We start from the raw sequence: 26,573 nt of genomic DNA on the forward strand, positions 1-26,573 counted from the left end.
GATGTAAATGTATGCATTACAATGCAGCATCCATTTCCTTGATCATTTCAGATACGGATTCCAGACCATTACCTGACAGGTACCAGTAGTTAGGATCAAGGTATATAATATGACCGTTTTTAAATGCATTGGTTTTCTTCACCAGTTCATTCTCCATGGTTTGTTTACCTGTAACCTGCTCCTTGCCTTCTTCGACCACCACTGCTCCACGGTCAACGACAAAAATATAATCCGGATTTTTTTGCTGTACATATTCAAAAGAAACTTTTTGTCCATGCGTGGATACTTTAATGCCAGGATCTACAGGGGTTACGCCAAAAGCATCATGAATGATACCGAAACGGGATTGTGAGCCATATGCGCTCAGGCTTCCTTCATTTGTCAGCACGATCAGTCCTTTAGCTTTGCTCGCTACAGCCTTGTCATGTACGCCCTTGATGGAGCTATCAATCGCAGCCAGTTCCTGCTTGGCAGCATCCTCTTTGTTGAAGATTTGCCCCAACGTTTCCACGTTCTTTTTAAAGGAATTGATGTAATCCTTGGTGTCTACAGCCATCGAAATAGTAGGTGCAATTTTGCTCAACTCTTTATATGCATCAGCTTGTCTGCCGCCTATTATGATGAGTTCAGGAGACAAATCACTGATTTTCTCGTAATCCGGTTCAAACAGCGTGCCCGCGCTTGCATATTTGGAATCTTTATATTTGCTCAAATACGTAGGAAGATCCTGCTGCGCTACTGCCGCAACGTCAACACCCAGCTTATCCAGCGTATCCAATGAACCAAAATCAAAGACAACGACATTTTTGGGGTTAACTTTGACTTGTACCGGGTTTTCATCCAGTGCGTGTTTGACCGAGATGGTTTTGGATTCCGTTGTTGCAGCAGAGGAGCCGTTTCCAGTCGTCTCTTGTGTTGCCGGAGCTGCTTTGCCACAGGCTGACGCGATCAGTACCAATGCAAGCATCAGCGTTAAAAACATCATATTTTTCTTCATTTAACATTCCCCCTAAGTGAAATAAACGCAAATTTTATGGTCACCAATCTGTTGAATCGGAATATCCATATCGTACAAGTCCTTTAATACCTGACTATCAATCATCTCGTCTGCCGTTCCTTGTTTTAGCAACCTGCCATCCTTCATCCCCACAATATAGTCTGAATAGCAGGATGCAAAATTAATGTCGTGCAGCACGACTAGAATCGTTTTGCCGAGATCATCAACTAAACCACGCAACGTCTTCATAATCTGAACCGAATGCTTCATATCCAGATTGTTCAGTGGCTCATCCAGGAGGATGTATTCTGTGTCCTGAGCCAAAATCATGGCAATAAAAGCCCGTTGTCGCTGTCCCCCACTAAGCAAATCAATATGCTTGTCCTTCATATCCTCCAGTCCCATGTAAGCCATAGATTGCTCCACCATTTTGCGATCCTCGCTGTTCAATCTGCCCTTGGAATACGGAAAACGACCGAAACTGACTAGTTCCTTCACGGTTAAGCGGATGTTGACATCGTTGGTCTGTTTTAAAATCGATATCTTCCGAGCTAGCTCCTCACTTTTCGTCAGGCTCACGGCCTGCCCGTCAATGAGGATTTCTCCCTCATCACTGTCAGTCAGGCGACTGATCATCGACAACAAGGTGCTTTTTCCAGCGCCGTTAGGTCCAATAAAGGAGGTAATCGTGCCTTTAGGTACAGTGACAGATACCTGATCCACCACATTTTTATTCCCGTAGCGTTTGGTTACGTTTTTGACTTCTACCATGACTTATTCTCCCGCAGCAAAAGGTACAGGAAGTACACCCCCCCGATAAAGTTAATAATGACGCTGACTGTTGTCGATAAGTCGAATACTCTTTCTGCCAGCAGTTGGCATCCTGCCAACGCAATAACACTGACACAGATAGAGGCCGGAATAATATAACGATGCTGATAGGTTTTCATCACCTGATAAGCCACATTGGCCACAATTAATCCGAGAAACGTAATCGGCCCGACAAGCGCTGTAGAAATGGAAATGAGAATCGCTACGATAATTAGCAGCCTTTTGATAATAAAACCATAAGGGAGACCTAAATTAATCGCATGCTCTCGTCCGAGCGACAGCACGTCCAGATACTTGATGAATCTCCACGCATAAGCAAATACGAGCACAAGCACGAATACAGAAAGCCACAGCAGCTCAGTGTTTACATTACTGAAGCTGGCAAAGCTCTTGTCCTGGATTTTCGCAAATTCGTTCGGATCAATCAGTACCTCCATAAAGGTAGATAAACTGTTAAACAGCGTGCCGAACACCAGACCAATCAGCAAAAGTACATAAATCCCGCGTCCATCTTTGCGGAAAATTAATTTGTATAGCATTCCTGCGAACAGCACCATCAGCCCCACCGACAGCAAAAAGTTCAATTCTTTGCTGGTCGAAATGAAGGGGACGGAGCCAAATGCAAAAATAATCGTCGTCTGAATCAGCATATACAGTGAATCCAGTCCGATAATACCCGGAGTCAAAATCTTATTATTCGTAACCGTCTGGAAAATAACGGTTGCAAAAGCAATGGAGCCACCTGTCAGAATGAAAGCTGCGATCTTTTTCAATCGTCGTGGCAGCGCGTAATGCCAGGTATGCGGAAGATCTATAAACACGAAAGCAGCAATCAACACAAGCGCGGCAGCAGCTAATATTCCGATTTTTAATTTAGGATTCATAAGCCCTTCTCCTCAGCAGCAAATACAAGAACAACGCGCTCCCGATCACACCCACCGTAAGCCCTACAGAAATTTCATACGGATAAATGATCACCCGTCCCAAAATATCGCAAAACAGCACAAAGACGGCGCCCAAGATCGCTGTATGGGCCAGGCTTTTTTTCAGATTATCCCCCATATACATGCTGACGAGATTGGGTACAACCAGCCCCAAAAAGGGAATCGTCCCGACCGTTAAGATGACAACAGAGGAAACCAAAGCCACGATCACCAAACCCACATTGACGGTGCGCTTGTAATGTACGCCCAAATTGGCCGCAAAATCCTCACCCATGCCTGCAATTGTAAAACGGTTCGCATATATGTACGCCAACGCAACCAAAGGAACACTAAGATAGAGCATCTCGTAGCGACCACTCATGATTAGAGAAAAATCCCCCTGCATCCACGAAGAAATGCCCTGGATCAGATTGTATTTGTAAGCAAAAAAAGTCGTTACCGAATTTAAAATGCCTCCAAACATCAGACCGACAAGCGGGATAAACACCGGGTCCTTGAAACGGATTTTATCCAGTATCTTCATAAAAATCAGTGTTCCCCCTAGAGCAAATCCGAAAGCCGTCAGCATCTTCGTCCAGAATTCCGCCGCTCCAAACACCATAATAGCCATCAGCACACCCAATCGTGCCGCATCCATCGTGCCTGCGGTGGTCGGCGAAACAAATCGGTTCCGGGTAAGCTGCTGCATAATGAGCCCACAGATACTCATACTCGCCCCTGCGATAATGATACTGATCAAACGTGGGAATCTGCTAATCAGGAGTACCTGCGCTTGATCGTTGGATAAGTGGAACAAGTCAAGTGGAGTTACATCATGAACACCGATAAACACCGAGGCGAAAGCCAGTACCAAAAAAGCCAGTATTAAATAGCGCAATTTCATCTCTAACTAAGGGAGCCTGTCCAATAACCTGTACCAAGCTTCGGCCCTGTCCTCCCTTCCAATAATGATAATGATTATCAAAATCAACTAGCATAAATTATATCAGTGATATTGTATCTGTCAAATTTTTTGCAATGAATAAACCATATCAAGAAAGGTGTTAGCAAAACCTGAATAGTCTAAAGAGCGAATGAGCAAATAAGAGCAATATCCTGTAAAATAGAGGTGGAAGATTTTGGGGCCCTCTTTTCCATTTTTACTGTAAGCAGTTCTTGGAATTCGGGTTTCATTAATTTGATAGACCAAAAAAACAGGAGGAGAATGATGAATCACATATTAATCGTCGAGGATGATACCGCCTTGAGTAACGGTATTGTTCTTGCTCTCAAAGAACCTAACAACGTATTTGTGCAAACGTATGACATAGCTGCTGCAAAAGAGCAATTGAACGTCACTCCCTTTGACCTAGTGATACTTGATGTAAACTTGCCGGATGGGAATGGACTCGACCTCTTAACCCATATACGTAAAACAAAAGCTTTACCCGTCATTGTTCTGACTGCGAATGATATGGAAACAGATATTGTCACTGGTCTTGAGCTGGGTGCTGATGACTACATCACCAAACCCTTCAGTCTGATGATACTGAGAGCAAGAGTTGGTGTTCAGCTTAAGAAATCCAGATACTCGCTTGCAGACTCCATTCAGCTAGGTGATTTTTCCTTCTCATTTGAGAGGATGGAATTTAATAAGAATGATATACCGATTGAACTAAGTAAAACGGAGCAAAAATTGTTGCGCATCCTAATCAACAATCGAGGAAATACCGTTTCGCGTGATCATTTGATAGACAGCATCTGGACTAACGGAGCTGAGTATGTAGGTGAAAATGCCTTGTCGGTTACGATAAAAAGGTTGCGGGATAAATTGGAGGATCACCCCTCCTCCCCACAATATATTAAAACGGTGTATGGGCTGGGCTACACCTGGGCGTTGAAATGACAACACTCCTATATATATGTATTGGAATTGCCGTTGCTGCTGTATGCACTACTATGGTTGCTATTATGCTGTATCGCAGGAGCGTCCAAAGAACAATGAAAACTATTGAGAACATGCTGGATGCCGCGATAAATGGCAGCTTCTCAGAGGATGTCTTTGATGAATCCGTTCTTTCTGCAATAGAAGCTAAATTTGTGAGATTTCTTTCCATTTGTTCCGTATCCTCCAAAAATTTGCTTGCCGAAAAAAATAAAATAAATGAGCTGATTTCCGATATTTCACACCAAACGAAAACACCATTGGCCAACATCCTGCTTTATTCCCAACTACTTAGCGAATACGAACTATCACAGGATACCTCCACTTGTGTGAAAGCTCTATCTGCACAGGCCGAAAAGCTTAACTTCCTGATCCAGGCATTGTTGAAAACATCGCGGCTTGAAACGGGGATTATCACGGTAGCGCCAAGGCGAGAATCTGTTCATAAGCTCCTTGATGCTGCACTGGAGCAAATAACGCCAAAAGCAGATGCCAAAGGGATTTCAGTTATTAGGGAGGACACCGTTATTCATGCTTATTTTGACCTAAAGTGGACCAGTGAAGCTGTCTATAACATTATGGATAACGCTATAAAATATACAGAGACAGGCGGAAGCATGGATATAAAAGTGATGGCATACGAATTGTTTTGTCGAATTGATATTACTGATAGCGGCATAGGCATTGCAGAAGAAGAACAAGGGAAGATCTTTACCCGCTTTTATCGCTCCCCTACTGTTAACTCGCAGGAGGGTGTCGGGATTGGACTGTTTTTAGCTAGAGAAATCATCGCTGCGGAGGGTGGGTACATCAAAGTACGGTCACACTACGGCCGTGGTTCTACCTTCTCTATTTTTCTTTCTATGGATACTTAATTCTTTCAATACCGTTAGATTTCAGAAAGATTGTAGAAAGATTAGTGTGTTAGTGTCTGTACTGTAGATGACTACGATACAGACATTTTTTTGTGGAGGAGAATGTACATGGCTCTATTGAAAACTCAGGCATTAAGGAAGCATTACGGGAACGGAGATACTACTGTTCATGCCTTAGACGGCGTGAATCTGGAGGTGGAAAGTGGAGAATTTGTCGCTATTGTTGGTACGTCCGGGAGCGGCAAATCTACCCTTCTGCATATGCTGGGTGGACTTGATCGTCCAACAAGTGGAGACGTTACGATTGACGGCAAAGATATTTTTACATTGAAGGACGAAGAATTGACTATTTTTCGCAGACGAAAGATTGGCTTCGTGTTTCAAAATTACAACCTGGTACCTGTCTTGAATGTCTACGAAAATATTGTGCTTCCTATTGAACTGGACGGTAAAGAACCAGACAAAGCCCACGTAGATAAAATTGTACATACCTTGGGCCTTGACCACAAAATGAATAATCTGCCAAACAATCTTTCCGGTGGACAACAGCAACGTGTAGCTATTGCCAGAGCACTGGCAGCCAAGCCCGCCATTATCTTGGCAGATGAACCCACCGGAAATCTGGACAGTAAAACCAGTCTGGATGTGATGGGATTGATCAAAGTATCCAGCCAGCAGTTTCGCCAAACGATGGTAATGATTACTCATAATGAAGAAATCGCGCAGATGGCAGACCGCATCATCCGTATTGAGGACGGTAAAATAGTAGGTGGTGCGACTAGATGATCAAAGTAAAAAACAGTAAGGCGGTTCGTAATTTATCAGATAAAAGTTTAAAAGCCAATAAAATCCGCAATATTATTGCGGTTATCGCTATTGCCTTAACCACTTTGTTATTTACATCTGTGTTTACTATGGGGATTGGCGCGATGGAAAGTTTCCAGCAGGCAACGATGCGACAGGCTGGTGGGTCAGGGCAGGGTTATCTCAAATATATCAACGATGAGGAATTTAATCACATCAAAGACCACCCTCTTATTAAAGAGATAGCATATAGCTGCCTGTTAAGTGGAAAGGTGACAAACGAGCAATTTTTAAAGCGTCGTGCGGAGTTCTGGTATCATGACGATGTAGGGCTAAAGCTAGGATTGATTGAGCTAGAAAAAGGCCACAAACCAGTGGCGGAAAATGAGGTTATCGCGGACTCGAAGACCCTACAGTTACTGGGTACTCCCCTGAAAGAAGGCGCCCCATTGTCCTTGAAGCTTGAGGTTCACGGCAAAATGGTACAGCGTGAATTTATCCTCGCCGGCTGGTGGAAGAGTGACCCCGCCGCCATGATAGACAGAGGTCAAATTTATGCTTCTAAAGCTTATGTGGATGCACATGCCGAAGAATTACGCTACACATATAAGCAGGATCATGATATGACCGGAGCCATCAATGCAGTTATCATGTTCGATAACAGCTCGAACATCCAGGGAAAACTTGATCAAGTGATTACAGAAAGTGGTTATTCCCTTGACAAAAATGCACCGAACTTCATTGAAACTTCTATGAATTGGGCGTATCTTTCCAACACTTTCAGTTCGAACCCTGAAGCCGTCTTTCCCCTAGCCACTGGTCTGTTACTGATTATGCTTACTGGCTACTTGATCATCTATAATATTTTCCAAATCTCGGTGATGCGTGATATTCGTTTCTTCGGTCTTCTAAAAACCATCGGCACAACCAGCAGGCAAATCAGCAGAATCATCCGAAGACAGGCATTATTTCTTTCCTTGATCGGGATTCCCATCGGCTTGCTCGGGGGTTTTTGGGTCGGAAAATCGCTTATCCCTCTGCTGCTTATGAACAATTATAGGCACGCTGAGGTAACCCTATCCCCCAGCCCATGGATTTTTATCGGCTCCGCTCTGTTTGCAGTCATAACAGTTATGATCAGTGCATATAGGCCTAGCAGAATTGCAGCGACTGTGTCTCCAATTGAGGCAGTAAGATACGTAGACGGAGCTACCCAAAAGAAGAAGAAAAAACTAAAAAAATCAACTAACGGTGCTAAGATTCCCCTGATGGCTCGAACCAACTTAGGCCGCAATAAGAAGCGGACTATTTTGGTGCTGCTTAGCCTTTCTCTAGGTCTAGTGCTACTGAATACTACTTTTACATTATCCCAAAGTCTGGATATGAATAAGTACGTGTCTAAAAGCCATGACACTGACTTTCTGATTGCACATGCTAATTATTTTCAAGAACATTTCACAGGCCCTGACAATGCGACGACGGAAAGCTATATTCAGGCCGTACAGGCACAACCCGGTTTTGAAGAAGGTGGACGATTGTATAGTGGCAGCAATCTACTCGCTATCGAGCATAAAGAGAACAAAGAGGGGAAGGGGGAAATCGCCACTCCTGACGCTCGCGGCAACTTACCTGCAATAGTGTACGGGCTTGAAAATCTCCCCCTTCACCGACTACAATTAATTGATGGTGAACTTGATTATGGCAAGCTAGCTTCAGGAAAGTATATTTTGGAAGGGGTCAGGTTAGACAATTACGATAATCCTGAAATGGAACTATCCGTATACAAAGTAGGTGAAAAGGTTACTCTTCATAAGTATATGGGCACAGCAAATGCCCAGGAGTACACTAGCCATGAATTCACAGTGCTTGGTCATGTTGGCGTAAAATCATCCAATTCTGGTGTAGACGTTGCTAATTATACTGACTTCTATCTCCCGGCGGATATCTACAAAACGCTTGTGAAGAAGCCTGTGGTGATGAGTTATGCCTTTAATGTATCCGATAGTAAAGAAAAAACGATGGAGAGCTTCTTAAAGAACTATACCGAAATAAAGGAGCCAACGATGCATTATAAATCCAAATTCACCTCAATTGCCGAGCTTTCAGGTATGCAAAAAACAATTTTGATGATCGGCGGTACGCTCAGTATTATTATTGGTGTGATTGGCATTGTTAATTTTGCAAACGCGCTTCTAACTAGTATTCTGACCCGCCATCAAGAATTTGCTATACTACAAAGCATCGGCATGACCAACAAACAATTAAAAACAATGCTTGTTTATGAGGGGATGTACTATGTGCTCGGCACCAGCATATGCTCCATCTTATTAGGAAGCCTATTTTCCGTCCTGATTGCGAGACCCTTGAGTAGTCAAATATGGTTTATGAGTTATAAATTTATTATCTGGCCGCTGGTCCTCGTGCTGCCTGTTCTGCTCGCTCTTGGGATATGTCTTCCTCTCGCTATTTATTCTCTGAGCGACAGGAAAACTATCGTAGAACGACTGCGAACAGCAGAATAAACACTCCTTAGTTAAGAAAAGAAATGACCTAGCAAAACTTTTGGCTGGGTCATTTCTTGGTTATTCAACAGTGGTTAATACCTGCTCCCTGAACCATGAGCAAATAAGAGCATATCCTGTAAAATAGAAATAGAGAATGGGCGGCTCTCATTTACATTTTTATTGTGAGCGGTTGTTAGAGCTCGGAATTGTTTAACCAAAATACAAGAGGAGAATAATGAACTATATAATAATTATCGAGGATGATATCGCCTTGAGTAACGGGATTGTTCCTGCTCTTAAAGAACCTAACAACGTATTTGTACAAGTTTTTGTGTGAAAGCTCTATCTGCACAGGCCGAAAAGCTTAACTTCCTGATCCAGGCATTGCTGAAACCATCGCGGCTTGAAACGGGGATTATCACGGTAGCGCCAAGCGAATCTGTTCATAAGCTCCTTGATCCTGCATTGGAGCAAATAACGCCAAAAGCAGATGCCAAAGGGATAACAGTTTTTAGGGAGGACACCGTTATTCATGCTTATTTTGACCTAAAGTGGACCAGTGAAGCTGTCTATAACATTATGGATAACGCTATAAAATGTACAGAGACAGGCGGAAACATGGATATAAAAGTGATGGCATACGAATTGTTTTGTCGATCTTCACCCGCTTCTATCGCTCCCCTACTGTTAACTCGCAGGAGGGTGTCGGGGTTGGACTGTTTTTAGCTAGAGAAATCATCGCTGCGGAGGGTGGGTACATCAAAGTACGGTTTTATGGAGGAGAACGATAGGGCTTTATTGAAACCTCAAGAGTTGAAAAGGGACTATGGCGGCAATGAGGATACTACTGTCCACGCTTAGACGATATAAGTCTGGGAATGGCCATCTATTTCCACCAATCTAGTACGGATACGAGAAAGATCATAGCGCTAGCTTTTGCTTTGCTGATAATCATGCTTATCGACTACTTGATCATCTACAATTTAGCGAAGCTTCACGGATGCCAATTAGCTCCATGAGTTTCGCTATTGACATTCACGGAGATTTCCAAACGTCAGGGAACAAACCCCCATGACGGCAGCCGCGCAGAACATGAAGAAGGGTGTCCCACCTGAATCGCCTAGAGGTATATGGGCAATACTCTACTTTCCCAGATATGATGCAAAAGAAAGAGCCCTCGTCTCAAAAGACGAGGGCACAGACAAACTAAGAAGTGTTCCTTACTTCTTCCTTTTCATTGGTCAACTAAAACCGAGTTAGACAAAATCATTCTTTCAAAAAAATGGCGTGAGATAAGAGGTACATTTTCCACTGTCTTCAAGACAATCATATTTGCAACTAGAACCATCACATTGTACTTCCATTTCAAAATCCATAATTTCTAAAACCTTAACTTTTTCCATGAATCCCACCTCCTTTCACTATTAAAATATCATTAAAAATACCTCTAAATTTTCTATTGTATAAATCAGTGTGTTATTTGTCATAATTAGTGGCTTATGTACTGTTTACATCCAGGGGCAACACTCTACTTTCCCAGATGTGATGCAAAAGAAAAACCCCCGTCTCAAAAGACGAGGGCACTAGACAAACTAAGAAGTGTTCTTACTTCTTCCTTTCAGGGGTCAATTAATACCTGATTAGATAAATCATTCTTTCAAAAAGATTCGAAGAAATGAACGCTACAATGTCCATCGTCACCAAGACAATCATGTTTGCAATTATTAGGATCACACTGTACTTCCATATCAAAATCCATATTTTCTAAGATTTCAATTTTCTCCATGTTAATTCCACCTCCTTTCACTATTAAAATATCATTAAAGATACCTCAAAATTTCCTATTGTAAAAATCAGTATGTTATTTGACATAATTAGTGGCTTATGCACTTTTTACAACTATCCTGTTATTTAAAATAAGGCCATAAATTCACGTTTATTCATTATTCGTGTATTTCGAACAACACCGAGAAGTCTCACTTTTACAAAATAAATAATTGCACTCATTGATTTACCCGGCATAACATGAAAAAACAGGATTACTTTCGTATACATCCGCTCAGTACAAGCCTCATCCCACGAGATACAATGAAGCCAAGCAAGCGAATGTATATTAGACCAAAAATCATTTTGATTCCGGCTGAGTTCAAGCAGAGGCACCACAAAACAGATATCTCAGAAGGAGTCTGTCCCTTCTACATTTCCCACCACCCGTCACAATTTAATCTTTCCACCCTCACTCAAATAATCTTTCAATTCTGTTAGATTTCAGAAAGATTGTAGAAAGAAAGAGGTATTATAATAAAATTTGTGTGAAAGCAATTATGATGCAGATATTTTTATTGGGAGGAAAGCAAAAAATGAAGATATTAGAAACCAGAGGACTAAGAAAAACTTACGGTATAGGAGGTACTGAGGTTCATGCGTTGGATGGTGTCAACATGGAGGTAGGCGCTGGAGAATTTGTGGCTATCGTTGGTACATCCGGCAGCGGGAAGTCCACCCTTCTGCATATGCTTGGTGGGCTGGATCGGCCTACAAGCGGAAACGTCACCGTTGACAGCAAGGATATCTATTCTCTGAAAAATGAAGAATTAACCATCTTCCGCCGAAGAAAGATCGGCTTCATTTTTCAAAATTATAATCTAGTTCCAGTCTTAAATGTCTATGAGAATATCGTGCTCCCCATTGAACTGGATGGGAAACAACCAGACAAAGCCTATCTGGCCCAAATTACAAATACGTTGGGGCTTGAGAACAAACTAAACAATCTACCGAGTAATCTTTCGGGAGGGCAGCAGCAACGAGTCGCCATTGCGAGAGCACTGGCGACGAAACCGGCCATTATTTTGGCTGACGAGCCTACTGGCAACCTGGACAGTAAAACTAGTCTGGATGTCATAGGGTTGATCAAGGTATCCAGCCAACAGTTCGCCCAAACAATGGTGATGATTACCCACAACGAGGAAATTGCGCAAATGGCCGATCGGATCATTCGTATTGAGGACGGTAAAATAGTAGGTGGTGCGACTAGATGATCAAAGTAAAAAACAGTAAGGCGGTTCGTAATTTATCAGATAAAAGTTTAAAAGCCAATAAAATCCGCAACATTATTGCGGTTATCGCTATTGCCTTAACCACTTTGTTATTTACATCTGTGTTTACTATGGGGATTGGCGCGATGGAAAGTTTCCAGCAGGCAACGATGCGGCAGTCCGGAGGAACTGCGCATGCTTCACTTAAATATATCAACGATGAGGAATTTAATCACATCAAAGACCACCCTCTTATTAAGGAGATAGCACATAACCGCTTGTTAAGTGAAAAGGTGACGAACGAGCAATTTGTAAAGCGTCGTGCGGAGTTCTGGTATTATGACGATGTAGGGCTGAAGCTAGGATTGATTGAGCTAGAAAAAGGCCACAAACCAGTGGCGGAAAATGAGGTTATCGCGGACTCGAAGACCCTACAGTTACTGGGTACTCCCCTGAAGGAAGGCGCCCCATTGTCCTTGAAGCTTGAGGTTCACGGCAAAATGGTACAGCGTGAATTTATCCTCTCCGGCTGGTGGAAGAGTGACCCCGTGTTTAATGCAGGTCAAATCTTTGCTTCTAAAGCTTATGTGGATGCTCATGCCGAAGAATTACGCTACACATATAAGCAGGATCATGATATGACCGGAACCATCAATGCTGATATCATGTTCGATAACAGCTCGAACATGCGGGAAAACCTTAATAAAGTGATTACAGAAAGCGGTTATTCCCTGGACAAAAATGCACCAAACTATATTAACAGTAATGTTAACTGGGCTTATCTTTCCAACACTTTCAGTTCGAACCCTGAAGCCGTCTTTCCCCTAGCCACTGGTCTGTTACTGATCATGCTTACTGGCTACTTGATCATCTATAATATTTTCCAAATCTCGGTGATGCGTGATATTCGTTTCTTCGGTCTTCTAAAAACCATCGGCACAACCAGCCGACAAATCAGCAGAATCATCCGAAGACAGGCATTATTTCTTTCCTTGATCGGGGTTCCCATCGGCTTGCTCGGGGGTTTTGGGGTCGGCAAATCGCTTATCCCTCTGCTGCTTATGAACACTTCTATGCACGCAAATGCTGAGGTAACCCTATCCCCCAGCCCATGGATTTTTATCGGCTCCGCTCTGTTTGCAGTCATGACAGTTATGATCAGTGCATATAAGCCTAGCAGAATTGCGGCGACTGTGTCTCCGATCGAGGCAGTAAGATACGTAGACGGAGCTACCAAAAAGGGTAAGAAAAAACTGAAAAAATCAACTAACGGTGCTAAAATGCCCCTGATGGCTCGAGCCAACTTAGGCCGCAATAAGAAGCGGACTATTTTGGTGCTGCTTAGCCTTTCTCTAGGTCTAGTGCTACTGAATACTACTTTTACATTATCCCAAAGTCTGGATATGAATAAGTATGTGTCTAAAAGCCATGACACTGACTTTCTGATTGCACATGCTAATTATTTCCAATATAATTTCAAAGGCCATGACGATGCAACAACGGAAAGCTATATACAGGCCGTACAGGCACAACCCGGTTTTGAAGAAGGTGGACGATTGTACAGTGGCAGCAATCTATTCGCTATAGAGCATAAAGAGAACAAAGAGGGGAATGGGGACATCGTCACTCCTGACGCTCGCGGCAACTTATCTACAGTAGTGTATGGGCTTGAAGATCTCCCCCTTCACCGACTAAAATTAATTGATGGCGAACTTGATTATGGCAAGCTAGCTTCGGGAAAGTATATTTTGGAAGGGGTCATTTTAGACGATTACGATAATCCTCACATGGAAGAGTCCATATACAAAGTAGGTGAAAAGGTTACTCTTCATAACTATATGGAAACAGCAAATGCCCAGGAGTACACTAGCCATGAATTCACAGTGCTTGGTCATGTTGGCGTAAAATCAACCAATTCTGGTGTAGAAGTTGCTAGTTATACTGACTTCTATCTCCCGGCGGATATCTACAAGACGCTTGTGAAGAAGCCTATGATAATGAGTTATGCCTTTAATGTATCCGACAGTAAAGAAAAAACGATGGAGAACTTTATAAAGAATTATACCGAAATAAAGGAGCCAGTGATGGACTATCGGTCCAAATCCACCGTGATTGCCGAGTTTTCAGGTATACAAAAAACAATTCTGATGATCGGCGGTACGCTCAGTATTATTATTGGTGTGATTGGCATTATTAATTTTGCAAACGCGCTTCTAACTAGTATTCTGACCCGGCATCAAGAATTTGCTATACTACAAAGCATTGGCATGACCAACAAACAATTAAAAACAATGCTTATATATGAGGGGATGTACTATGTACTCGGCACCAGCATATGCTCCATCTTATTAGGAAGCCTATTTTCCGTCCTGATTGCGAGACCCTTGAGTACTCAAATATGGTTTATGAGTTATAAATTTATTATTTGGCCGCTGATCCTCGTGCTGCCTGTTCTACTCGTGCTTGGGATCTGTCTTCCTCTCGCTATTTATTCTCTGAGCAACAAGAAAACTATCGTAGAGCGACTGCGAACAGCAGAATAACCCCCCCTTTAGTCGAAATGACCTAGCAAAAACTTATAGCTAGGTCATTTCTTATTTATTCACCTCTATAGTTTGTACTCGTTCCCTAACTTCCCTGAAATTAATTATAATAATGAGAAAACACACGTCTGTTGATTAACCAGAATAAGTAATTTGATTCATAGAAGCAGAGACACGCTCAAGAAGAATATGCTGAATCTGGATCAGCCATTCCACTGGTAGTTTTTGCAGAAGAAAAAGACCTCAATCTGCCACCGAGCCTTATACATCTGTGCGATTTGTTCTGCACTCACCTGCATTAAGTCGGTAACTACCCGAATTTCCCGACCTTCAAAATCCCAAAACATTACCACACGATGACGTTGTCTGGAACGACACTGAGGGGTTCCCAACTGGCAAGTGATATCCCGAATGACGGATGAATCCGGCTTCGCAAGGCGACGTAGCGCATGAGGCTTTTCCAAATGGACGTTGTCGCGAAGCCGAATGACAAAGGATTGTTCACGGGTTTTGAAGTCGTCCAGACGCTCCAGTTTCCCATAAGCACGGTTCATCACCAAAATGTAGTCCGATTGAGCCAACACTTCACTCATGGGACCATCATGCTTGGAGCCCAGTGTTTCGACCACCTGAAGGGGGTGCCCATTCTCTGCTCGTAAAGCGACATGAAGTTTAATACCTGCACGCTCCCCGTGATAAGGAGCCCAAGGCAAATGCGTTTTCCCCACCGTCATCGTGGTTGAATCGATGAGTAATAATTCTTTTGGGAAAGTCAGTTTCCGACGTGCTTCTCGGTTACATTTGCAAACAAGTAGATGGAAAAGTTCCTTAGATACGGAAAACGGGACTTCGGCGGCTTTGGTTGAAAAGCGTGAGTAGTGGACGACGGGCAAGCCACAGGGAGCCGCATAATCTACGCTGGATCGATAGCTACCCCATTGTTCCAATGGAGCCATGCACCAGTATTGGAGTAAATGGTACACCGTAAACTTACGGGCTTTGTCTTCATAACCTATGAACTTCACAACTCTTTGAACTTCTTCAGGAGTCAGCATAGATTGAAGGATAGATGTAATCATGATAGAATTTTTCATGAGATCGTCTTCTTTCGGATTCGTTTGGATGGTACCAACGATTCTACAGAAAAGGCGATCTTTTTTCTACCATTTTGTGGTTATTCAACAGGCGTGGAGAAAACAGAGAAAATGCATACGTACCACCTTCAATTTGAACTCTGGTGTGTATATTCTAAACTTCTGTCCTTTAATGGACATGACAAAAATCCCCTTTAGAAAAATAGTGCCAGCTCACATCATACATGTGCTCTTTTAACACTCTCTACCCAAAGGGGATAATATCACCGTCCCCATCTGAGGATGGACTACTTTTTTCGATTCACAGCTTCCTTTTTTCCAAGGTCAGAACCCATACTGCGGCTAAAAACCAAGGTTTTGCAAAACTCTTCTTAGGGGATTACATTTTTTTTAAGTCAAATATAGTGACTCTAGAGCCCAAATACGATTATGAAGCTACGAATAAATAGCATAATAAATCAGTGGGTAGAAAGAAGAAGCTTGAAGTTTTTTAATATATATTCATACTCCTTCACTATTGAATAGTGTATCCTTTGAGTTGCACAAAATACGGGTGATGATCCATAATAATTTCCAGTTTGGATTTTATTAATAATTTTACACATTTTGCTGCGACAATTATTATACATAGCACACTTTGTACAAGCTCCCTGGTCTTTTTGATTGATTACGTCTAAATTAGATAAACGCTGTTCAATTATATCGAAAAACACGTTCCCCATGGAAAATTCCTCTCGTCCTACTGCAAAAATACAAGGATAGATATTCCCTGCACTGGAGATGTGAAAACTGGTATGACATCCATCACACGTACCTCTTGGCCGAAAATATGCGTTTTTGAAATTATATAAAAAATACTGTGCTTTGGTGATATCCTTATTCACCATATATGAAAATATTTCGTTAAGATTCTTTTGATAAACTTTCATAAGTTCTTTATTCCAATTCGGATCACTTTCATCTAGTGCAAAGCTGACAATCGGATACCCTTTTTCAAAAAGAAAAATATAATTATCAGTAAAATATGAAACATTATTAGGTGTAACGGTCATTCTTACTCGGAAAGAATGTGATTGATGATTAATGTAATCAAGGGTTTCAATCACTCGATTGAAACTTCCTTTTCCATTTCTGTATACTCTATTGATATCGTTACTTTCCTGCTTCCCATCCAAACTAACTGTTAATTGGATATTTTCAGAAACATAATCAAGCATTTCTTGGTTATAAATGGTTCCATTTGTCGTCATTGTAAAAGAAATATCGCCATGAATTTTTCGCTTTAACTCTTCTACTAGATAACGAATGATCGGATAATTAAGTAATGGCTCCCCCCCATGTAATGCTATGCCTATTTTATCTTTATGATCCAAAGGATTCGCAGCAAGCTTTTTTTCCGTAAAATCAATAGCTTTTGCCGCCGTTTCCCTACTCATCGTTTTTGGGGCTTTACTAACATAACAATATTTACATCTCAAGTTACAATCCTCAGTTACCCAATATGTGAAGTTCATGGCATTACTCTCCTCAAATAAAGATTTAGCTATTCCAAACTAGTTCTTGAAGTTGTTTCTTTTGTGTTTGACAAATGGTATCGAACAACTCTTGGTTTTGATGCAAATAGTAGATGTTGCTAATGCAGTGATGGCAAAATAAATTAACGTTGCAGTTCTTACAGGGTTCAAATTCCCATGGTCTTACACATCCGATTTTATTGTGATCTGCTTTTTGATTGCCTTTAGCTATTAATTCGATTAAATTATCATCAAATACATTTCCTAAAACAAAATCATCAGAATCCATCAACCCTCCACAAGGATAAATGTTCCCATTTCCTCCAATAAATAGTTCCCTTTTTCCTGGTGAACAAAGTCGACAGACAACATCTTGAGAGGTCAGATCATCCACAAATGGCTTTTCGGGAAAAATCTCTTCACTATTCTCTCCTGCCCTTCCAGCGGATGTTAAGATTCTTACAATAGGTTTAACACCTAATTTTTCACACAAATCAAGGAATTTATCTTCACCTCCATCAAAAGTATATTTTGTAATAACCATTGATAATGCGATTTTTTTTAACCCTTTACTTTGCATTAGTTTTATACTTTTTATAACTCTACTAAAAACACCATTGCCTCTAATTTGATCGCAAGTTTCTTCATCATAACCGTCCAGACTAAGGGAAACATTATCTACATACCTAATCAATTGTTCCACATTTTTTGGGGTTATAAAAAGACCATTGGTAGAGAGCAAAATAGCTCCGTTGAATGTTTGTTTTATGTACGCCAAAAGCTCCATGATATCTAATCGCATCATAGGCTCTCCACCCGTAACATTGATGGCTTGGGGTTTAAGAACGACGATCTGATCAATGATTTCTTTCACTTTTTCAGTTGTTAGCGCATCGGTAAAATGGACATCCGCTGAAGCGCTGCAATGTTTACAGTGTAAATTACATCTATTTGTTAATCCTAGATAAACAACATCTAAGACCTCCTCATGAATATTGGTTAATTGTTCTTCGGTTAGAATACATTTGATATTCACCAATTCATAAAAGAGACTTGTTAAATTATGAATAACATCAGCATGTTGAGAACCTTTGGTAGGATTTAATAACGACTCAATTTCCCCATTATTAACCATATCCTTCAGCACAAGATAATAAGATTTAGAGGTTTTCAAAAAAGCTCCCGATTTTGTATTCGCGATAATGACTTGATGATTATGAAATAGTTCACGTGAGTAAGGATTTAAAACATATACCATGATTTTTTCTCCTCTCATACATCCCAAATTCATTTTCCATTCTATTAAATAGATCATGAATTGTTCTGATATTTACTGTTATGTCATAATCTAATGTTTTAATGCCATAAATTGATAATAATTAGAGTTAAATAACAATGGATTCTTTAGAGTATCTGAGGTTGCGCTAAATCCGTAAAAAACGTATACATAGATGTATTTCACGACATTAAAGAGGTCATTTATACCATAAATATAATTACTAGATATTCAATAGTAGAATGAGAAGTAGCTTCTTTTATATATTTGTATCAGAAGGGTGGAATGGAAATTTATGCTTCAAAAATATAATTGGATTTTTAAAGAAGTTCATAAATTTTATCTTTTTATTGTACTTATTTTAGTTTTTCAAGCTTTAGATACAATACTTAGCATGATAATTCCCCAATACATAAGTAAAATTGTTGACTCTGGATTAATATCCAAAGACCTCTCCTTAATTGTGAAGTTTATAGGAATAGCAACAGGCTTATTTATTCTATCTCACCTATGCAGTTTACTTTGTGAATTCATTTTTGCCGAATTAGGTAAAAGAATCTCTTATACTATGAAAAAAAAGTTGTTAGAAAAGTTTTTTGTTTTGCCAGGTGAGACCATTACTTCAAACAACGATAAGCTATTTTCCTTGTTTATTAACGACATTGGAATCATCGAAAGATTAGTATCCCACGGTATCCCTATGCTAATATCAAACTTACTTTTTCTAATTGTTATTTGTATTGTATTGCTTTTTTTCAACTACAAATTATTTACACTTGTATTTTTAATCATGCTTTTAACAATGATTAGTCAAATATTCTTTAATAAAAGAATTACTCAAAAGACAAAAGCAGTCATGAATGCTTATGATGACTCTATTTCTTATATTAGGCATACGCTTGGAACACTTCTGTATTCTATTGGAATGGATATAAAAGACTATATTTTGGGAAAGTACATGCCTTTAGAGGAAAAGTCACTTGAAGCTTATAGACAGAGAAGCAATACAATTATCGTAGCTTCCACTGTCCCTTCTGTCATTACCTCTATTGGAAGTGTATTGCTTTTGGGGATGGGTACAATTTTAGTAATGAAAGGCCAAACAAGTATGGGAGTACTGACGGTATTTGTTTATTATTCAAATCAGATCATAAGTCCGATCAAAAGTGTTACAAACTATGTGGCCGCTTGGAAGCAGGCAAAAGTATCCATCGAAAGAATTGAGTCGATTATAAGAGCTGAAGAGGTGAAATAAAATGGACATAGAATTTAAAAATGTAAGTTATAGCTATAACGGTTTGGAAAAAGCGCTATCCGATGTCTCGTTCTCTGTTCATGGAAATCATATTTTTTGCCTTTCAGGACGCAACGGGGCAGGAAAAAGCACACTATTAAAATTACTCACCAAGATTAATTGTAATTATACAGGTGATATCTTAGTGAACGAAAAGGAAATGAGAGAATGGAAACGTAAAGATATTATCAGCAAAATAGGCATATGCTTCCAGGAACCTGTCATGTATGTAGATACGATCTTTAACAATATAACTTTGGGGCAACCAGGTATCCCTATGAGGCAACTGAATTCATATATTGAATTATTGGATACCAAGAAATTTATCGAAGAAAGTAAAAAAGATCAAATAATCGGTAAAAACTTTTCTTTATCAGGAGGGCAACAGCAATTAATTTCGATACTGCGGAATATCTATACTAATAAAGAAGTATTAATTTTTGATGAACCCACTTCAAATTTAGATGGTGTTGTAAAAAAGAACTTTGTTGATCTATTAGATGATCTAAAGTACAACCATACCATTATATTAATTACACATGATAGTGAACTAGGGAGTAAATATGAACAAATATTGTTGTAATGCAGGAGCAGGACGTAGCTGCATAAGCATCTACGCCCTTTCACGAATTCGATTCCTATTCTAAGTCCCATAAAATAATATTGACGCAAAACCGGTCTTCCACGGTCCTTATATCCAGGATTCCTGAGTTTTCTTTTACAATCTGCTTGACACTTTTCAATCCAAAACCGTGATTTTTTCTATTCTTTTTATTACTTATAAAATTACTATTTACAAACAGCGGATTAAACGTATTGGAAATCTCTATATAAAGTTGCTTTGCATGATATTTTATTTTTATATCCATTGTTTTCTTACCTTCAGTTACCTTGTCACAGCCCTCTATTGCATTATCCAGCAAATTACCAAATACAACGGCTATAATATTATTATTTAGAGAAAATTTTTCTGGAAGAAAACTATCAATGCTCACTACAATGCTTTTTTTAGTAGCCAAATTTATTTTCTCGGTGAGTACGTAATTAAGTACATTGTTCGGTGAATATTTCTGAGTTTCAGTACATTTAATATCTGAGAGAATTTCTTCTATAAACCCCTCTGCTGCCTCAACATTATTTTCTTTTAGCAATCCTTTTAAGGTCAACAGTTCATTTCTCATATCATGCCTGATTCTCCGAATTTCTTTTTGCGATTTCTCCAGATTATCATAGTGTTTATTTTCTGCTTTAAGATTGAAGTTTAATAATTCCTGCTCTATCATTTCGCCGTACATTCGGCTTAATTGTTCATAAATAATTAACATGATGATATTGATTGATAAAACACCAATCATAGAAATTACACTTAACCACTCATTTGGGTTCTTACCTGATCTTAAAATCAAATCAAAATGACTGCACAACATGCAAAGAGTTATGATAGGAACTGCAAACAAACACATGTATAAATAATGCAGAGTAGTTTCTCTTTTATAAACATCTATTTTAAAAAGTAAAGGGACCCATAAAAAAAAGAAAAATTTACTGATTTCTGAGAGGAGAGCACCCGCTTCGTAATAATAAGATACATTATCTGATGTAAGGAGTACATTTGGAAAACAAGCATTCATGATGGCGCAACATACTCCTACAGATAAGATTTCAATTGCAATTACAACTGTACCCCAACACAGTTTTGTTGTTATATGATTTTTTGGGTAAAAACAAAGTATAGTGAACACTGGAACAACATTTAGCATAACATCAAATGTTGTTTTCAAAAAGTACATACCGACTACTGTCAGACCTATTAATGCAATCGTAAACAGCCAGATTTTCTCCGTCGAAAGTCCCTTTTTAGTAAATAAAACTTTATTCAGAAATCTACTTATAATGAAAATATCAAAAGAATTTAGTATAAAATCAAACATGACTCTTTCCAATTAGAATCTCTTCCTCATATAATTCATCATTTTTTGTTTAAAATCTTTTTTATACTTTCTACTGATCGGTAGTTCCAAATAAGTTTCCTGAATTTCACCATTTACGATCCGTTTCATCATAATATTTTCGCATTTTATTCCCACAACGTATTTCAGGTTAATGATATACGAAGCATGAATCTGAGTGAAAGCCATCGGATCAAGTTGAGCAAGTATTTGTGAAGTTGTCTGATTACACTTATATTCTTTTGTCTCTGTATAAATATGAGCAGCCCTTCCACTTTTCTCAAAGTACATAATTTCATCTTCGTTTATAATGAGCTTATTTCGTTCATAGCTAAACTCAAAATAACTATGTGAACTATGTAAATAGTGATCAGCTCTTTGAAGAACCTCAAAAAGGGTTTCTTTATTCACAGGTTTCAGTATGTAATCAAAGGTTTGTACTTTAAATACATCTGGCATGTATTCGTCATAATTGGTTACAAAGATAATTACAGCTTTATTGTCAAACTCTCTTACCTTTTTGGCTAAACTAATGCCATCCATATCCGCCATCTCAATATCAAGCAGATAAATATTGTATTCCGTTTTATTCTTAGCTACATATTGCAGCAACTTTTGCCCACTTCCAAAAGTATCTACTTCTACTTTAGTAAAGGGATATTCTAACGTAAACCTCTCCACCCGGGCCAGTTCTACATTTGTATCATCACACAGAGCAATGTTTAACATCCAATCACATCCCTACATACATTAATTATTCTTAATTGTAAAGTATCGTGTATAAGTTAACTTATGAACTTCACATCAATGAATTAATTCTCAGTTGCAAGGAACAATATGATTTTCGGTCATGCCCAGCACAATTCCAATCCCCTCTTTACTGGGTTTATTATGGAGGTTCAAAGTTAACCTTATTTATTATATAGCGCTTACTAATTACATATATAGTATACCATTTCAAGTTTTCTATAATCAAATCTTTTTTCTAAATAAATACATTTTTATATTTTTATTTAAATACTAAAAATATAGATTTCAAACAGCTTAATTTGATTAAACATCTAGCTCCTCCAAGTATTTCAACAATGCAGCGAGAGAACATACATTTAATATATGTATATTGTGATAATCGTTTAAGGTATGATTCAACTCTTTTTCTAAGCTATTCCAAAAATCATCAAAATTTTTAAAAGTTATTCCCGTCAACTCACAAATAAAAGGAACTTTATATAAAGTATGGATGTCAATTTCAAGATTAGTGGTTTCATAAATCGCCTTTTCTATATACCTGCCAAATTTTTTTACTAAGTTACTATCCATGTCAGCATCAAGGATAGGTTTAAATTCAGCTACTGTCACCTCATATTCCAAAGCACTGCGTTCAAGAATATCATTAACCTCTGAAAACGTGATATCTTTATTATAAATGTCAGAGTTCTTCACCTCAGAAGAGATCAGTTGCATACTTCTCCCCACACAAAGAGCATTCGCTTTAGAAGTACCTTTAAAAAAGGCAAACCGTTCGGCAAGTGTATAGACAAAAATTGGGGCATCATCAAATACAGCTTGAATTTCTTTGTTTTTTGAATATAAAAATGACTCAATTGAACAAAACATTTGCCCATTTACACCAATGACAGTAGGCAGACTAGCTGGATAACTACTCTGACTACCATTTTTTACAGATACAAAAATAAGTTTATTTTGATCTACTAACTGCTGTGTAATTTGGCTAAGTTGCTGATAGTATCCTTCTGAAGTAACCGAAATGCTTATGCAAATATATTTAATATTCAGATTAAGGCATTTCTTCAACGCCATCTGCAAGAGTCTAGTACTCGTTTTCCCTTCTTCATTTGCTATTTTTATGATGTAAAATTGAGCCTCACTAAAAACTTGCATAATCGTATCTGCCACAGATGTTCCATGCCCATGGTCATCCTGAAAATCATTATCCTCGATAATTTCGTTTCCTGAAAATTGAAATCTCACTCCATCTATAACATGTTTACTTAAACTACGATTCGTCATGTCCATTCCAGTATCAATTATGACTACTTGTTTGTTGTTAAACATAGTCTTCACCTATCCTATCAAATTTATAGAATGCTATATATAAATTAGCACTTTAGTTTGATATAGAATGTGTAAGTGATAAAATAACCAATTTAATGCTATAAAAAGCAAATTTCCGATAAAAATGTATTAAAATTTCAATGCTGACCATTTATAATTACGAGTTACTAGAGTATAGCAAGACGCAAAATGACACAATATGCGCTGATTATTACAGTAATATTTCTAGATAGATCAACTATAGTAACCTTATTCATAGATTAACTACAACTTAAGAATACAGGCTATCTGGAAGCAATTAATCTCAATAGTCTGTTAAGGCTCCGTATAAATATTTTAAGAAGGTGATAATCAAAATAATTATATGTCCGGAAAATTAGTTAATCACGCAAAAAAAATAATTTGGAGGTTCCTTATGATAAAAAAACAAAAATTTCTACCGTTCAAAATTGCTTTTATATTCTGTATGTGTTTGACAAGCTTTTTCATTGCTAATGATACTAACTATGCTGCAGAACATAAGAATTTTACGACTATAGAACAAAATAAAAATATTCCGACTGTTGAAGAATACGAGAATGATGTAAAAGATTTACCTAGACTTAATGCGAATGAAACCATGGACAAATTCAACTCGGGAGAAGGTTTTTACCTTTATATTGGTAGACCTAGCTGTTCCGATTGTCGTGAATTCTCTCCCATTTTAAAAGAATTTTCTGTCCGTATATCACAACCCATCTATTATTACAATCTGGATGGTGGGGACTGGAAACCAGTCATTCGGCAATTTCTTAGAGATCACATCAATTTACAAGCTACTCCAACATTAGCATATATTAAAGATGGAAAAGTCGTTGCCCAACAAGTTGATACTGGACCAAATGCGGATGAATTGCTAACTATTTTTGCCAATTGTCCTCAGTAACCTTTCGCATTTCAAAACGATCCAAATCATTGAAACTTTGACTCGCAAGATGGAGTTCTTTAAAAAAGGCGTCCCTCTTGCGAGTCTTCTATACTTTATAATTTAATCACAATTCCCACTCTTCCCGTAAAAGCCCCATTCGGATCGAATCATAATACTCTCCATTATAATATCTGCACTTGCGAAGCCTGGCTTCGAGGGTCATACCCAGCTTCTCTCCAACCTTCATCATCCGGTGGTTTCCCGACCATGTTGTAAAGCCTACTCTTACTAGAGGCAATGTATTAAACAAATGCGTGATCCATAGTCGGAGTGCCCTCGTACCATACCCACCGCTCCAATACTGCGAATCAAAGATACCTATCCCCATCTCAAGCCATAGGGACGGCTTATGCTCCCAATAGTAGCTAACCGATCCAATGACCTTACCCTCCACTTCAATGATCCAAAAGTCATCTTGTCCGATTCGCTTTTCCTTCTCTTTTAAATACTCCTCAAAAGAAAGTGGCTTATGTTCATAATAAGGTGCATCCCACTGCTTCCATTCCGGTGCTTCTTCCTTAAAAGTTAACGTCCAAAGGGCGTGTAGGTCTTCTTCTGTTACGGGCCTAATCGTTAAATCCTTATCCGTATACATGGAGCACACTCCTTTTATAATAAAATTCATTCTATCTACTTTGGGCTATATTGAGCTTTATTGTATCTGCTTTTGCATTATTTCGAAATTCTAGTTTTGTCCGTCTTTGAAGCAAGACCGTAATTTAAGTTGACAAACAATCAAAAATAATATATCTTAATATCAAGATAATAAATATAAAGAAAAGTTTTTCGACTGTTTATTTTGTTTAGAAAAACCTAATCATATAAAAACCAAGGAGGATAATGACATGAAACTATTAGGATTGCATCACGTTTCGGCGATTACAGCGGCAGCGGCTAAAAATGTTGATTTTTATACTCAGGTAATGGGACTTCGGTTGATCAAGAAAACGGTGAACCAAGATGATGTTAGTGTGTATCACCTTTTTTACGGAGATGAGCGTGGAACTGCGGGTACAGAAGTCACTTTCTTTGAAATTCCACATGCGGGACAAACTCGTACAGGAAATAACAGCATTTCAGCTCTCTCCCTACGGGTACCAAATGACAAGGCACTGGATTACTGGAAAAACCGCTTCGAGCAGCTGGATGTAAAACATGGCGAAATTACGGATCAAGCAGGACGCCTGGCACTTTCGTTTGAGGATTTTGAAGGACAACGCTTCTTCCTCGTTTCAGATGAGCATGATCACGGAATGCGCGGCGGCACGCCTTGGGAGAAAAGCCCTGTCCCTGCCGAATACGGCATTGTAGGACTTGGGCCGGTTCATCTGACCATTCCCAAAGCGGAGAATACTATTCTCATCCTTGAACAGGTTATGGGCTTCCGTAAAAAGGGCTCCTATCCTTCCCCTGTTGCTGGACAAGCGGATGTGGTCATCTATGAAACGGGTGAAGGCGGTACAGGAACTGAGGTGCATCTGGAAGAGCGCAACGATCTGCCACAAGAGCGACCAGGACGCGGCAGTGTGCACCATGTAGCTTTCCGTGTTGAAACCGAGGAAGAGCTCAAACAATGGGTAGACCGTATTGGGCAGCTGCAGATTTCCAACTCTGGTTTTGTAGATCGCTTTTATTTCCGTTCCTTGTACTTCCGTGAGCCGAACGGCATTCTGTTTGAATTGGCTACCGATGGACCGGGGTTTGACACCGATGAGGAATTGGAGTTTCTGGGCGAATCCCTATCACTGCCTCCATTTTTGGAGTCGCGCCGTGCTTCGATTGAGGCCAATCTTAAACCGCTTAACACTAAACATTAATAGGGTTATATTTGCTCTAAAATCACACAAAGCCGGGACTCCTACATCATGTAGAGGTTCCCGGCTTTTTTCGTGCAATTGCCCTGCTTTTACCTATAAAACATGTCATTTGCATGCTTTTCCGCTTTG

The 26,573-nt window shown here is 39.4% G+C and carries 23 protein-coding genes and 1 pseudogene; 11 read left to right on the top strand and 13 right to left on the bottom strand.

The features are described 5' to 3' along the window. Positions 1-16: 16 nt before the first annotated feature. From MKY75_RS21095 to MKY75_RS21110, 4 genes are read right to left on the bottom strand one after another with little or no spacing between them, the layout of a single operon-like run. Entirely contained in the window at positions 17-997 is a 981-nt protein-coding gene (locus tag MKY75_RS21095; protein ID WP_340886423.1) for a siderophore ABC transporter substrate-binding protein, read from the bottom strand. A 12-nt stretch (positions 998-1,009) separates the two neighbouring features. Beyond that, positions 1,010-1,768, bottom strand: a complete 759-nt coding sequence (locus MKY75_RS21100) for an iron ABC transporter ATP-binding protein (protein ID WP_029519266.1) — start codon at positions 1,766-1,768, stop codon at positions 1,010-1,012. Beyond that, positions 1,762-2,712 (bottom strand): iron chelate uptake ABC transporter family permease subunit, encoded by a 951-nt coding sequence (locus MKY75_RS21105; protein WP_069011647.1) that lies wholly within the window; start codon positions 2,710-2,712, stop codon positions 1,762-1,764. Before MKY75_RS21105 ends, MKY75_RS21100 begins: the two co-directional genes overlap by 7 nt. Further along, the gene (locus MKY75_RS21110) at positions 2,702-3,655 is read right to left on the bottom strand and encodes an ABC transporter permease (RefSeq protein ID WP_340886426.1); all 954 of its coding nucleotides are present in this window, start codon (positions 3,653-3,655) and stop codon (positions 2,702-2,704) included. The genes MKY75_RS21105 and MKY75_RS21110 overlap by 11 nt, the downstream gene beginning before the upstream one ends. 324 nt (positions 3,656-3,979) lie before the next feature. Between MKY75_RS21110 and MKY75_RS21115 the strand changes: the two genes are divergently transcribed. From MKY75_RS21115 to MKY75_RS21135, 5 genes and pseudogenes are all read left to right on the top strand, one after another. Next, positions 3,980-4,657, top strand: coding sequence for a response regulator transcription factor (locus tag MKY75_RS21115; protein WP_340886430.1), 678 nt, complete (start codon positions 3,980-3,982; stop codon positions 4,655-4,657). After that, on the top strand, positions 4,654-5,571 hold the full coding sequence (locus tag MKY75_RS21120; RefSeq protein WP_165149484.1) for a sensor histidine kinase: 918 nt from the start codon (positions 4,654-4,656) through the stop codon (positions 5,569-5,571). The genes MKY75_RS21115 and MKY75_RS21120 overlap by 4 nt, the downstream gene beginning before the upstream one ends. 108 nt (positions 5,572-5,679) lie before the next feature. Next, positions 5,680-6,357: an ABC transporter ATP-binding protein gene (locus tag MKY75_RS21125; protein WP_340886432.1), complete on the top strand. Its 678-nt coding sequence runs from the start codon at positions 5,680-5,682 to the stop codon at positions 6,355-6,357. After that, positions 6,354-8,897: an ABC transporter permease gene (locus MKY75_RS21130; protein WP_340886435.1), complete on the top strand. Its 2,544-nt coding sequence runs from the start codon at positions 6,354-6,356 to the stop codon at positions 8,895-8,897. The genes MKY75_RS21125 and MKY75_RS21130 overlap by 4 nt, the downstream gene beginning before the upstream one ends. 303 nt (positions 8,898-9,200) lie before the next feature. After that, positions 9,201-9,670: pseudogene (locus MKY75_RS21135) on the top strand (sensor histidine kinase); the annotation flags it as partial. Positions 9,671-10,153: 483 nt separating this feature from the next. Here MKY75_RS21135 and MKY75_RS21140 read toward each other — a convergent pair. Beyond that, a complete protein-coding gene (locus tag MKY75_RS21140) occupies positions 10,154-10,282 on the bottom strand; it encodes a hypothetical protein (protein WP_340886437.1) in 129 nt (42 codons plus the stop codon). A gap of 254 nt (positions 10,283-10,536) precedes the next feature. Next, positions 10,537-10,665 (bottom strand): hypothetical protein, encoded by a 129-nt coding sequence (locus MKY75_RS21145; RefSeq protein ID WP_340886438.1) that lies wholly within the window; start codon positions 10,663-10,665, stop codon positions 10,537-10,539. 574 nt (positions 10,666-11,239) lie between these two features. On the opposite strand from MKY75_RS21145, the gene MKY75_RS21150 reads away from it, so the two are divergent. Next, the gene (locus tag MKY75_RS21150; RefSeq protein WP_340886441.1) at positions 11,240-11,917 is read left to right on the top strand and encodes an ABC transporter ATP-binding protein; all 678 of its coding nucleotides are present in this window, start codon (positions 11,240-11,242) and stop codon (positions 11,915-11,917) included. Further along, on the top strand, positions 11,914-14,457 hold the full coding sequence (locus MKY75_RS21155) for an ABC transporter permease (protein ID WP_340886444.1): 2,544 nt from the start codon (positions 11,914-11,916) through the stop codon (positions 14,455-14,457). The genes MKY75_RS21150 and MKY75_RS21155 overlap by 4 nt, the downstream gene beginning before the upstream one ends. 203 nt (positions 14,458-14,660) lie before the next feature. Here MKY75_RS21155 and MKY75_RS21160 read toward each other — a convergent pair whose 3' ends face one another. The 3 genes from MKY75_RS21160 to MKY75_RS21170 all read right to left on the bottom strand — a co-directional run bounded on the left by MKY75_RS21160 (position 14,661) and on the right by MKY75_RS21170 (position 18,341). After that, positions 14,661-15,536 (bottom strand): IS4 family transposase, encoded by an 876-nt coding sequence (locus tag MKY75_RS21160; RefSeq protein ID WP_340886445.1) that lies wholly within the window; start codon positions 15,534-15,536, stop codon positions 14,661-14,663. A gap of 473 nt (positions 15,537-16,009) precedes the next feature. Next, complete coding sequence (locus MKY75_RS21165) at positions 16,010-17,065, bottom strand: radical SAM/SPASM domain-containing protein (RefSeq protein WP_340886448.1); 1,056 nt, start codon at positions 17,063-17,065, stop codon at positions 16,010-16,012. A gap of 25 nt (positions 17,066-17,090) precedes the next feature. After that, positions 17,091-18,341: a radical SAM/SPASM domain-containing protein gene (locus MKY75_RS21170; RefSeq protein WP_340886451.1), complete on the bottom strand. Its 1,251-nt coding sequence runs from the start codon at positions 18,339-18,341 to the stop codon at positions 17,091-17,093. A gap of 280 nt (positions 18,342-18,621) precedes the next feature. On the opposite strand from MKY75_RS21170, the gene MKY75_RS21175 reads away from it, so the two are divergent. Together MKY75_RS21175 and MKY75_RS21180 are read left to right on the top strand one after the other, a co-directional pair. Continuing rightward, complete coding sequence (locus MKY75_RS21175) at positions 18,622-19,596, top strand: ABC transporter ATP-binding protein (RefSeq protein ID WP_340886453.1); 975 nt, start codon at positions 18,622-18,624, stop codon at positions 19,594-19,596. A gap of 1 nt (position 19,597) precedes the next feature. Continuing rightward, positions 19,598-20,218 carry an ABC transporter ATP-binding protein gene (locus MKY75_RS21180; protein ID WP_340886455.1) on the top strand — a complete coding sequence of 207 codons (621 nt, stop codon included), beginning with the start codon at positions 19,598-19,600 and terminating at the stop codon, positions 20,216-20,218. A gap of 55 nt (positions 20,219-20,273) precedes the next feature. Here MKY75_RS21180 and MKY75_RS21185 read toward each other — a convergent pair whose 3' ends face one another. The 3 genes from MKY75_RS21185 to MKY75_RS21195 form a co-directional block, all read right to left on the bottom strand. Beyond that, positions 20,274-21,578: a sensor histidine kinase gene (locus MKY75_RS21185; protein ID WP_069011968.1), complete on the bottom strand. Its 1,305-nt coding sequence runs from the start codon at positions 21,576-21,578 to the stop codon at positions 20,274-20,276. Continuing rightward, positions 21,579-22,313, bottom strand: a complete 735-nt coding sequence (locus MKY75_RS21190) for a LytR/AlgR family response regulator transcription factor (protein ID WP_016820363.1) — start codon at positions 22,311-22,313, stop codon at positions 21,579-21,581. A 324-nt stretch (positions 22,314-22,637) separates the two neighbouring features. Continuing rightward, complete coding sequence (locus MKY75_RS21195) at positions 22,638-23,660, bottom strand: S8 family serine peptidase (protein WP_069011966.1); 1,023 nt, start codon at positions 23,658-23,660, stop codon at positions 22,638-22,640. A gap of 415 nt (positions 23,661-24,075) precedes the next feature. Here MKY75_RS21195 and MKY75_RS21200 point away from each other — a divergent pair, with 415 nt between their 5' ends. Continuing rightward, positions 24,076-24,585 carry a thiol reductase thioredoxin gene (locus MKY75_RS21200; RefSeq protein ID WP_340886459.1) on the top strand — a complete coding sequence of 170 codons (510 nt, stop codon included), beginning with the start codon at positions 24,076-24,078 and terminating at the stop codon, positions 24,583-24,585. A gap of 106 nt (positions 24,586-24,691) precedes the next feature. On the opposite strand, the gene MKY75_RS21205 is transcribed toward MKY75_RS21200, so the two are convergent. Then, positions 24,692-25,222, bottom strand: a complete 531-nt coding sequence (locus MKY75_RS21205; RefSeq protein ID WP_340886462.1) for a GNAT family N-acetyltransferase — start codon at positions 25,220-25,222, stop codon at positions 24,692-24,694. Positions 25,223-25,472: 250 nt separating this feature from the next. On the opposite strand from MKY75_RS21205, the gene MKY75_RS21210 reads away from it, so the two are divergent. Further along, a complete protein-coding gene (locus tag MKY75_RS21210) occupies positions 25,473-26,444 on the top strand; it encodes a ring-cleaving dioxygenase (RefSeq protein WP_165149492.1) in 972 nt (323 codons plus the stop codon). The last annotated feature ends 129 nt before the right edge of the window (positions 26,445-26,573 follow it).

The sequence above is a fragment of the Paenibacillus sp. FSL L8-0663 genome (assembly GCF_038008125.1).
Lineage (GTDB): Bacteria > Bacillota > Bacilli > Paenibacillales > Paenibacillaceae > Paenibacillus > Paenibacillus polymyxa_D.